Source organism: Klebsiella sp. 2-CIP_Kleb., from assembly GCF_050378715.1.
GTDB lineage: Bacteria > Pseudomonadota > Gammaproteobacteria > Enterobacterales > Enterobacteriaceae > Klebsiella > Klebsiella quasipneumoniae.
In genome coordinates, this window is sequence record NZ_JBNRLG010000019.1 from 1 (window position 1) to 6,592 (window position 6,592).

At 53.4% G+C, this 6,592-nt stretch carries 13 protein-coding genes and 2 pseudogenes; all 15 read left to right on the top strand.

The window, feature by feature from the left end:
- Positions 1-113 precede the first annotated feature (113 nt).
- Positions 114-212 (top strand): annotated as a pseudogene (locus tag ACQUTP_RS25475) (hypothetical protein); the annotation flags it as partial.
- A 44-nt stretch (positions 213-256) separates the two neighbouring features.
- Positions 257-688: a conjugation system SOS inhibitor PsiB gene (psiB, locus tag ACQUTP_RS25480; RefSeq protein WP_004194235.1), complete on the top strand. Its 432-nt coding sequence runs from the start codon at positions 257-259 to the stop codon at positions 686-688.
- Positions 685-1,413 carry a plasmid SOS inhibition protein A gene (locus ACQUTP_RS25485; protein ID WP_047062075.1) on the top strand — a complete coding sequence of 243 codons (729 nt, stop codon included), beginning with the start codon at positions 685-687 and terminating at the stop codon, positions 1,411-1,413. The genes psiB and ACQUTP_RS25485 overlap by 4 nt, the downstream gene beginning before the upstream one ends.
- On the top strand, positions 1,410-1,736 hold the full coding sequence (locus ACQUTP_RS25490; protein ID WP_047062074.1) for a hypothetical protein: 327 nt from the start codon (positions 1,410-1,412) through the stop codon (positions 1,734-1,736). The genes ACQUTP_RS25485 and ACQUTP_RS25490 overlap by 4 nt, the downstream gene beginning before the upstream one ends.
- Positions 1,737-1,791: 55 nt before the next feature.
- Positions 1,792-2,166, top strand: coding sequence for a hypothetical protein (locus tag ACQUTP_RS25495; RefSeq protein ID WP_047062073.1), 375 nt, complete (start codon positions 1,792-1,794; stop codon positions 2,164-2,166).
- Positions 2,167-2,335: 169 nt separating this feature from the next.
- Positions 2,336-2,488: pseudogene (locus tag ACQUTP_RS25500) on the top strand (DUF5431 family protein); the annotation flags it as partial.
- Positions 2,433-2,555 (top strand): Hok/Gef family protein, encoded by a 123-nt coding sequence (locus ACQUTP_RS25505; RefSeq protein WP_085842394.1) that lies wholly within the window; start codon positions 2,433-2,435, stop codon positions 2,553-2,555. The pseudogene ACQUTP_RS25500 and the gene ACQUTP_RS25505, both read left to right, overlap by 56 nt.
- A gap of 692 nt (positions 2,556-3,247) precedes the next feature.
- On the top strand, positions 3,248-3,520 hold the full coding sequence (locus tag ACQUTP_RS25510; protein ID WP_047062072.1) for a hypothetical protein: 273 nt from the start codon (positions 3,248-3,250) through the stop codon (positions 3,518-3,520).
- On the top strand, positions 3,517-3,867 hold the full coding sequence (locus ACQUTP_RS25515) for a hypothetical protein (protein WP_015065620.1): 351 nt from the start codon (positions 3,517-3,519) through the stop codon (positions 3,865-3,867). The genes ACQUTP_RS25510 and ACQUTP_RS25515 overlap by 4 nt, the downstream gene beginning before the upstream one ends.
- A 635-nt stretch (positions 3,868-4,502) precedes the next feature.
- A complete protein-coding gene (locus ACQUTP_RS25520; RefSeq protein WP_004152717.1) occupies positions 4,503-4,859 on the top strand; it encodes a hypothetical protein in 357 nt (118 codons plus the stop codon).
- A gap of 60 nt (positions 4,860-4,919) precedes the next feature.
- Entirely contained in the window at positions 4,920-5,132 is a 213-nt protein-coding gene (locus ACQUTP_RS25525) for a hypothetical protein (protein WP_021313197.1), read from the top strand.
- Between the two features lie 10 nt (positions 5,133-5,142).
- Positions 5,143-5,367, top strand: coding sequence for a hypothetical protein (locus ACQUTP_RS25530; RefSeq protein ID WP_004152719.1), 225 nt, complete (start codon positions 5,143-5,145; stop codon positions 5,365-5,367).
- A gap of 80 nt (positions 5,368-5,447) precedes the next feature.
- Positions 5,448-5,768: a type II toxin-antitoxin system RelE/ParE family toxin gene (locus tag ACQUTP_RS25535; protein WP_004152720.1), complete on the top strand. Its 321-nt coding sequence runs from the start codon at positions 5,448-5,450 to the stop codon at positions 5,766-5,768.
- Positions 5,758-6,036: a helix-turn-helix domain-containing protein gene (locus ACQUTP_RS25540; RefSeq protein ID WP_004152721.1), complete on the top strand. Its 279-nt coding sequence runs from the start codon at positions 5,758-5,760 to the stop codon at positions 6,034-6,036. Before ACQUTP_RS25535 ends, ACQUTP_RS25540 begins: the two co-directional genes overlap by 11 nt.
- Positions 6,037-6,450 (top strand): helix-turn-helix domain-containing protein, encoded by a 414-nt coding sequence (locus ACQUTP_RS25545; RefSeq protein WP_004182074.1) that lies wholly within the window; start codon positions 6,037-6,039, stop codon positions 6,448-6,450.
- The last annotated feature ends 142 nt before the right edge of the window (positions 6,451-6,592 follow it).

Genomic DNA, 6,592 nt, shown 5'->3' on the forward strand with positions numbered 1-6,592 from the left:
TTCGCGTTTAAACTCTGCGCTGAAATTTCTTTTTTTCATTATGGCACCTGTGTTGTTCTGAGGTGAGCATATCACCTCTGTTCAGGTGGCCAAATTCAGTAAACCACTTCACTGCCGCAAAGTCTGAACTCAGTCTGGCAACGAGTCAGAACGATACCGACGCTGATGCCGGAGACGTCACCGACCATAACAACCCGGCCTGTGCCGCCTGATAACGGAGACGCCGCCCTGCGGGGCGGCGATAAGGAGACTGAAAATGAAAACGTTACTGACTCTGGATGTCCTGAAAACCATGTCTTCTGATGAGCTGGAAGACTACCGCGCAGCCGGTGAAGATTTCCGCCGGGAGCTGAGCCACGCTGTCATGCGCGATCTGACCTCACCGTCCGGCTGGTCCGTGAATGCCGAGTACCGGTGCGAATTTGGCGGCTTCTTTCCTGTCCAGATCCGTTTTACGCCCCCTCATGGTCACTTTGATGTGGCGGTATGCAGTCCGGGGGAGCTGAATCCTCGCTGGATAGTGGTATTTGTTACCCGTGACGGTCAGCCGTTCTCTGTCGTTCGCGTGATGGATGCATTCAACCCTGAACTCATCACCCATACTCTGGATCTCATCGAGTGTCTTGACGCCGGTGGCTACTCGTTTGCCAGCATCATCAGCACGCTGTCACAGGAGGGCGCACAATGATCCCGTCATCCAGTGCTCTTGTATCCCTGAAACCAGCCCGTCAGGCAGCGCTGCAGGCCATCATGACGGTGGAAGAGGCTCGCCAGCGCGGCGCACGTCTGCCATCGATGCCACACGTCCGGACATTCCTGCGCCTGCTGACAGGCTGTAGCCGGATTAACAGTGACGTTGCCCGCCGTATTCCTGGCCTTCACCGTGATCCAAAAGACCGCCTTTCCAGCCTGAAACAGGTGGAAGAGGCGCTGGATATGCTTATCTCCAGCCACGGGGAATACTGTCCGCTGCCGCTGACAATGGATGTGCAGGCTGAACTTTTTCCGGAAGTCCTTCATACCCGAACAGTACGCAGGCTAAAACGTCAGGACTTTGCCTTCACCCGAAAAATGCGCCGTGAAGCCCGTCAGGTCGAGCAGTCCTGGTTACTGCGTCAGAACCTGCTGGGACAGGCTGTAACAGAACTGAATTTTCAGTCACCGGAAACCGTCTGCACCTGGTACACCCGGTGGAGCGACGAGTTTGACGCGGCAGAGCTTGCAGCACCGTTCTGGCGCTGGCAGTCGCGATTCGCATCGCTGAAGGAACTTGACTGGCTTCGCATCAGCGGTGAGCCGCTGTATGCAGTGATGTACGAAATCCCGTTTATTGTCCGGGAAACACCTGAGCATGTTCGTGTCGCTGAACGCTGGCAGGTGCCAAATAAGCTGGCTGATCGGAGCGGTGTATGAAGTGGCGCTATTCCCTGCGCTGGAAACTGCCGCACAGGCCCTGCCCGGGTCCACAGGAACTGATTTCCGTTGTCGTGGAGGCTGGGCAGGCGGCACCTGAAGAGGTGATGTCACGCTGGGTGGCTGGCTCAGGTTACGCTGTATGCGTGGATTTTCTCGGCCAGAAACAGATCCAGCGCTGGAGCGATGAACGGAAAGCCGCGGTGAGAAGGCGCAACATGCAGGCACGGATTAATCGTGTTGCCCCTTTGTTTGCTGATGAGTTAATCGAGCGTGAACTGGCTGCGCGTCCGGCGTATTTCAATGGCAAGTCCGACCAATGAATAAGTACAATGCTGTCTGACAACGCAGATGGCCAAAAATAAGGAAAGCAGAACGATGAGGTACTGGTTGCTCGTTATCTTAATGAACGTGTTGTTCTGGTTGACCGTGAAGTATGTTGCTCCGGAATGGGATGGTTCCCCTGGATATTATGCAGGCCAGCTCATCTGCACACTAATAGCTGCGGTCATCACATGGCGTGATCCGCCTGACTGGTTAGATGAAATCCTGCTCGGCGTTATAAAATTCGGCGTTCTGATTGCCGGGATTATATTCTTTGTCTGGGGCGTCGGGTTCAAGCTGGCATTCTGGGGGCAACATGATCCTAATACCATATACGCAAGTGCAAACGATGTTATTTTGCCTAATCTTGCGCTGGGCACGGGCGTCTTGATCGCGGGATGGGTATACATTAGATATTTAAAGCGCTAAGCAGCATAAAGCGTGGATATACCTGGTAAGAAATAGCACCGGCCCGGTATAATCGACGTGGCGCTTGAGGCTTTTTGCCTCATGACGTGAAGGTGGTTTGTTACCGTGTTGTGTGGCAGAAAGCAGAAAGCCCCGTAGTTAATTTTCATTAACCCACGAGGCCCACTGAATGTCTAGTCAACACCAGTATGGCCTCTTACCGTGCAATTTGCAAGGAGGAGTAAACCATGAAACTACCGCGAAACGCCCTGGTCTGGTGCGTATTAATCGTCTGTTTAACGCTCTTGATATTCACATGCCTGACCCGGAACCGCTTATGCGAAGTCCGGCTAAAGGACGGGAACAGGGAGGTCGCGGCAAGCCTGGCTTACGAATCCAACGGTAAGTAGCAACCTGGAGGCGGGGGATACCCCGCCTTTTCAGGGCTGCGTTGGTCTGACATGCCTGAAGCGCCTTTATGAAGGGGTTGCCGGTTCGCCGGTAGCCCCTTTTTCCTGCTTACAGGAAAAAACCGCACGACAGGCGGGCAAAATGCTTTCACCTACCTACAACACGGATTCAATGAATCGCAAGTCACATTAACACCCTTCATTCACCGTAACACCCTGTCATCAGTGTGAAAAAAAGAGCGATTGATTGTGAACATTTGGGTTCTGGTGATAAGTTCGCTCTGTAGCGTAGCCCTCTTTACGGAGGGGTGGAAACAGCAACGGCAGAGTTAAAAGTCCACGAGTCAGTGAGGCTGTCCAAAGGCTCCCCGGGGAAATCCGGCGCTACATCAGGTTGCATAGCACTTAACCCGCCCTCCGGGCGGGTTTTCCTTCCGGAAACGTGCTGTGATACCTTCTATGTGCAATGCGCGGTTTCTGCTTTCCTGATAAATCAGTCGCTCGGTCTGTCAGGTGATACCGCAGTTCATTACTTGAATGATCCAGTGTTTCTTGCCTGCTATTTTAGCAGGCTTTTTTTTGTTGATTATGTATGACATCTGTCATACAGTTGATTGTGTAATGAACAGCAATTTTTCCACTTAACTCAGTGAGGCGAAGCGCAGTCGCGGGTGAGCCAAAGGAGAGCCAGCATGAACTTCACGATAAAATCCCGTAAAACCGGCGAAATTTTCAGTTTTTACGCACCCGACAGTGGCGGTTATGTTCACCTGGAGTCGCCGGGACACTCTGGTAACACAGGTGCTCAGATTTGCTGTGGTGGAGGGTTCATGGGGAGTACGCTTTCCTGTGGCGCTTCTGAGGACGATCTGGCCAGTGTTGCCCGTAAATGGTACCGACAGTTCGTGAGGGAGAGGCGCAAATTCTTAATGATGTCGGGCCAGTATTCTGAGGATAACCCATGAAAAAAGAGATCTCCCGCAACCCCTCTTTCACGCCTTCGCCTAAGCTGCGAGCACATCTGAACTCCCACAGGGAAGGGGTGACTGAAAGGCTGAATAATATCTTTGATCGCTATGCGCATCTGGTTCGGGCCTGTGCCCTTCCTCTCGATGACGACGAAACACAGGTTCTGCTTAATGTGCTGAGTGGCTCCGTTGTGGAACCCGCCTTTATTGAATATCTGGCTCAGGAAATTCGGGACTCGGATGATTATCTGGAAGGGATACCCGCAGCTAAATCACTGTACGAAAAGTGTCAGTCAGCGACCTATCCGCAATTGCTGGCCACCATCGAACGCCTGGAACGATAAGAAAGGCATAACAACACTGGACACCTTCGGCTCCCGGCCAGCTGCGCTGTCCAGTCGTCGAGCCACACTCCGCCAGGGCAGCTGCTGCGCACCTGCCGGGCTCCGCCGAACCCGCTACGCGGTTTCGGGCCTGACGGCTAGTGTCTGATGTCTGAGGTCAAAGTCAACGGCAGCGCTTGCTGCGGCCGTTCCGGCCGCACCGCTTTCACCGTGCCGGCGAAGGACTGCCGGCACTCTGCGGGGCAACGCCGTTTCGCGCCCGCGCTCTTCGTCGTTGCGGCGGGTGCCTGCTCCTTTCCCCTGGTACCCGTATCACCCGTTTGAGTCCATTCGCCGGGGCTGAGACAAGCACAACCCGTCTTGCTGTCCAGGGGACGGCAGAGCCTTTCGCAATAAATTTTTCCCGGCCATTCCGCTGCGCTTCATTAGACCGAAAAAAATTTCCCGCTCACCCCCGGACATCTGCACCGGGCCGTGCTCGTTTACGCCCTTGCGGCGAACGGCTCTCAAACGGGTGAAGGTTATATCCAGAGGGCAGGTTCAGCAGGTCCCCGCACAAAGTCAAAACCGCGGCCCCGGCAACTCAACGGGTGATGGTTTTAAAAGGCAGAAAAACAGACAAAGGAGAAAGCTGGATGAGCACACAAAACGTCAACGAAAAACCCTCCACCAAAGAAAGCACAACCCTCCGGACTGACGGTTTTGTGCGCAACATTCATTCCCGAAACCCGTTCGATGTTATCCGCGCCGATGTAGTGCTGGAACGTATCGAGAAAAAGGCTGGTCGGAGCTGCGGGATGCATTACGAGCTGTATCAGGCCCATCTGCTGGGTGGTGCGCTGGATTATCTGGATGCGCTGCCGTTGAAAGACCGTCCGGTGTTAATGGGCGCTGCGGCAAAGCGCGGCTATCTGCTGACGCTAGCCGAAGAGGAACGCGCGCTGGAAGCACGGGATGTACTGATGAGTGAACTGGCGGCAAACGACTGCTGAGAAATAAACACGGATGGCGGCGTATCGCTGCCATCCCTTAAAGACCAGAGGTAACGCAAAATGAAAGTATACGGCAATCAACACTCATCAGAGGCTTTCTTCCGGGAAACTTCCCCATCCTGTTTTGAACCAAAAGCGGAAAAGGTGATCGCTTTTCATGGAAAGGATGCCAGTTACGCCTATAACGTGCTGGCCGATCTGAAAGCCGCAGGTGCTTCATATACGCGCCGGAATATCATCGCCGATATGTTCCGCCGTCTGGGTGTGAAATGAGGTCTGGGCAATGGAACACGTGAAAGGAAAAATCCAGCAGGGGGCAGGGAACGCCTATTTTGCAGGGATGCAGTGGCGCGGTATTACACTTGGACACGCCGATGCTGCAGCGCTTAATCAGTTTGATATCGATATCAGCAAAGCTCAGGCACCCGAAGCACGCACCTGGTTGCTTCAGAACAAAGCAGAATTCATCGCTCTGATCCTGGGCATTGAAGTCGTAAAGGTCGGGTAGTGAGAAGCCAGCTAACTTAGCTCTTGAGCTAAGTTAGCTTTTGAGCTAATGTGTGCGCATACGGACCAGAGATTACATTCATGTTCACAGTCATCTTTCATGATGAGGCTGAAAAAGAGTTTACGGCTCTGCCTGCTGCCATTCGTGCAAAAATGGCCAGGCTACTCATGAAGCTGGAAGCAAACCCTCGCCAGCTACGCGAGCCAGATACCAAGCCGCTTGGAAACGGCCTTTTCGAAATACGTACAATGGGGGCAGATATCGCCCGCGGAATCTGGGTATATCAGAGTGGTGAACGTATTTTTCTACTTCGGATCTTTATCAAAAAATCGCCAAAAACGCCCCCGGCAGAAATAGATCAGGCACTTCGCAGACTGGAGGAAATGCAGAATGAAATATAAAACCCTTAGCCAGGTTCATACCGAAGCAATGAACGATCATGAGTACAGCGCGGCATTCGAGGCAGAAGAAGCCTCGGAGCTACTTCGGGAAACCTTAGCAACATGGAGAAAAGAAGCGGGTTTGACGTCGGCACAGGTTGCAGAACGTATGGGCATCAAAGCGCCTACTATCTCACGTATGGAGAAGAACGCTTCGCGAATGAGTATTCAGACGCTGGTTCGGTACGCCAGAGCCTGCGGTGTTAACTTTAAAATTCAGCAGGTTTGAATGATTAGCGATGCCAATAAAGCGGTGAATGACCTGGCGAGTATTGTCCCTCTGCTGGGTGGCAGTTCGTCCCGCAAAGATTACGAAGAGGCACGTAAACTCGTTGAATATCTTCTGGAACATGATCCGGACAGCCCGCTGGTTGATATGCTGACTGCCCGCATCGATGCCTGGGAAGATAACGCGGTGGAATTTGAAGAATTTAATACGCGCTTCGAAGCAGGCAAAAACGGTGTATCGTTGCTGCGGGTTCTTATGCAGCAATACGGGCTTTCTCAGTCCGATTTCGAAAACGAGATAGGTAATAAATCGCTCGTCAGCCGGATCCTCAGTGGTGAACGCAGTCTGACCTTTGATCACATGCGGGCGCTGGCAAATCGATTTCAAATCCCGGTCTCGATGTTTGTTGACTGATTCGGGAACAGAGCTGGCGAATGGGGCCTCGGTCCCCGTCTGGCCGCGCCTCGAAAGACCGCGCGCCTGCGGCGCCGGGAAAACCGGGCCGCGCTGACGCGCCGCCCGCATTTCCTTTCCGCGTCTTCCCTGTTTGCTGCCT